The sequence below is a fragment of the uncultured Agitococcus sp. genome (assembly GCF_937920075.1).
In the GTDB taxonomy this organism is placed as follows: domain Bacteria; phylum Pseudomonadota; class Gammaproteobacteria; order Pseudomonadales; family Moraxellaceae; genus Agitococcus.
In genome coordinates this window covers 1-3051 of record NZ_CALETI010000366.1, presented here as the reverse complement: position 1 = coordinate 3051, position 3051 = coordinate 1, and the positions used below count along the sequence as shown (strand labels likewise).

The following is a 3051-nucleotide window of genomic DNA, read 5'->3' as shown; positions in this document are numbered from 1 at the left end:
CTTTCCCTACACGACGCTCTTCCGATCTGTGCATTTTAAATTACCTTTCAATGAATACTCTTCCACCTAATTTAGGGGGAGGTTGGGAGGGGGTTACTCTTAAAGACCTCACCCTAGCCCTCTCCTAATTTAGGAGAGGGAACTTTCTTATCAAAACAAAGAACAGTTAAAAATCAACCCATCCTACCAACAAAAAATATATTTACGCAATAATATTTCAATAAAAACCTATTTTTAGCTATATCTCTCATTAAAAGCTGCAAATTAAGCCTTATTTCGCAATCCTCTGCTCTTGAGTTTTATTTATCATACAAGCAATGAAAAATTAATTACCCTCACTCTAGCTCTCTCCCAAAGGGAGAGAGAACTAAACAAACAGTGTGAGGCTTAAACGAGATGCCATCATGTTAAAAAATCCTGCGACTAAATACCGTGCTTTTCCTGCCATTAATTTGCCCAATCGCCAATGGCCAAGCCAAACCATCACTCATGCCCCCATTTGGATGAGCACTGATTTGCGTGATGGTAATCAATCGTTGTTTGAGCCAATGAATGGCGAACGCAAAATGCAAATGTTTAAGATGTTGTGTGCGATTGGTTTTAAAGAGATTGAAGTGGCGTTTCCTTCTGCCTCACAAACCGATTTTGATTTTGTCCGCACCTTGATTGAAGATGGTCATATTCCTGATGACGTGACGATTATTGTCTTAACTCAAGCGCGTGAACATTTGATTCGTCGTACCGTTGAATCGTTGCGTGGAGCTAAAAAAGCCATTGTCCATGTTTACAATGCCACCTCTCAACCGTTCCGCGATGTGGTCTTTAACATGAGTAAAGATGAAGTGGTGACGATGGCTGTAAATGCCGTGGCTTTAATCAAAGAGTTAACCGCTGCACAACCAGACACACAATGGCAATTGGAATACAGCCCAGAAACCTTTACCGCCACCGAGTTAGACTTTGCTAAACAAGTGTGTGATGCCGTCACGAAAACATGGGGAGCAACGCCAGACAACAAAGTGATTTTAAACTTGCCTGCGACGGTAGAAGTGGCCACACCTAATGTTTATGCCGACCAAATTGAGTGGATGCACCGTTATTTAGCCCGTCGTGATAGCGTGATTATCAGTGTCCATCCACATAATGACCGTGGCACAGCCGTTGCCGCCACCGAATTGGCATTGATGGCAGGTGCAGAACGTGTGGAAGGCTGTTTGTTTGGTCATGGTGAACGTACAGGTAATGTTGACTTAGTGACCTTGGCATTAAATTTATATAGCCAAGGCATTAGTCCCAATTTAGATTTTTCGGATGTTAATTCGGTAGCACGTACTGTTGAATACTGCACGCAATTGCCTGTGCATCCACGTCATCCGTATGTCGGTGATTTGGTCTTTACCGCGTTTTCGGGTTCACACCAAGATGCGATTAAAAAAGGTTTTTCCGCGCAGCAAGCCGATAGTTATTGGAATATGCCCTACTTACCGATTGACCCTGCCGATGTTGGCCGTAGTTATGATTCGGTGATTCGGGTGAATAGCCAATCAGGTAAAGGTGGCGTGTCCTACTTGTTAGAAAACAGCTATGGCATTGTCATGCCACGTCGTTTGCAAGTGGAATTTTCGGGTGTGGTACAACAGCATACCGACCAACATGGTTGTGAAGTCAATGCCAACGATATTTGGCAATTGTTTGACCAAACTTATTTAAATCAACAAGCCAGTATTGCGTATCAAGAACATCATTTGTTTGAGCATGACAAGCAACAAGGCATTCGTTTGGTGTTAAATATTAATGGCACAACCCAAATTTTGACAGGTCATGGTAATGGCCCAATTGATGCCAGCGTCAATGCCTTGCAACATGCAGGTATTCATATTCAAGTGCGTAGTTATGAAGAGCGTTCGATTAACATCCCCTCACCCCAACCCTCTCCCACTGGGAGAGGGAGCAATGAAGGTTCTCATGCTCAAGCCAGTGCTTTTATTGAGGTGAGCCAACATGGCACAACTGCCAGTCAGTATGGTGTTGGTATTGATAGCAATATTATTACCGCATCGGTAAAAGCGTTGATTAGCGGTGCAAACCGTGTGATGGGGCAAAATTTGGCTAGTAAAGTGGGTTGATTTTCTTGGCTCAAGTCATTCAATCTTAATTGGATGACTTGAGTCTAAACACTACACCAACCCCAACTTCCCTTTCCACTCAGCCAACAATTCTTGATGACTACACTGACTAGGGTGAAAATCTGCTTGATAAAAAGCGAGATATTCAGGCAATAAACGAATCGCCATTAAAGCAATTTGAGCCACATCCGCCAACAACAACTTCACTTGTTGTGGTGAGCTAAAACTTTGCTGACGATCTTGCCACAACAAGCTTAAAGTCATTGTTGCCCACCCTAAACTAAACGATCTTGAAGCACTGCGCATACTACGCCGACGTTGCGCCAAACTTCCTTGCTCATCTTTTGCCGCAAAGACATACTGATACACATCAAAAGCGACATTTTTGTGCTCAATTTCCTCGACCGCATGCCATAACCATAATTGCTGCATATTTTCGTCTAAGCCCTGCAACAACGCAGAATGCTCCAACAAATAACCTGAAATCATTGCGGTAAAATGTTCAAAGGCCACTGTTGTGCCTAATTGTCGGCGCAATGAACAGGCTCTAAGAGAGTTGGTACTATTGATAATATATTGATGAAATGCCTCTAAATTATAATCCGCCGCATTTAAAGCTTTATTCAATTGAGCATGGGTTTGGGAGTGCATTGCCTCTTGACCAATAAATGCTGAAATTTGCTCTTGTAGTTGCTCATCCGTCACTTGGTCACGAACACTACGCATACTATCAATAAAAAAACGCTCACCCGCAGGAAATGTGGCAGATAACGCCGTTAACAAATGCGCTATTAGCGGCGAACGTCCAACAACATAATGTCTTGCTAAACTCGGAGTGACTTGAAAACGGCTACGGCGAACAGGAAAAGACGGCATTAACACAGCACCTTTAGATTAATAGCGTATTTTACCTTGCAATAGCGAC

2 protein-coding genes are annotated in these 3051 nt (G+C 43.0%); one reads left to right on the top strand and one right to left on the bottom strand.

From position 1 onward, the window contains the following. Window positions 1–401: 401 nt before the first annotated feature. A complete protein-coding gene (gene leuA, locus Q0212_RS12485) occupies window positions 402–2126 on the top strand; it encodes a 2-isopropylmalate synthase (RefSeq protein ID WP_297926005.1) in 1725 nt (574 codons plus the stop codon). Window positions 2127–2177: 51 nt separating this feature from the next. Here leuA and Q0212_RS12480 read toward each other — a convergent pair whose 3' ends face one another. Beyond that, window positions 2178–3002 carry a metal-dependent hydrolase gene (locus tag Q0212_RS12480; RefSeq protein ID WP_297926003.1) on the bottom strand — a complete coding sequence of 275 codons (825 nt, stop codon included), beginning with the start codon at window positions 3000–3002 and terminating at the stop codon, window positions 2178–2180. Window positions 3003–3051 lie beyond the last annotated feature (49 nt).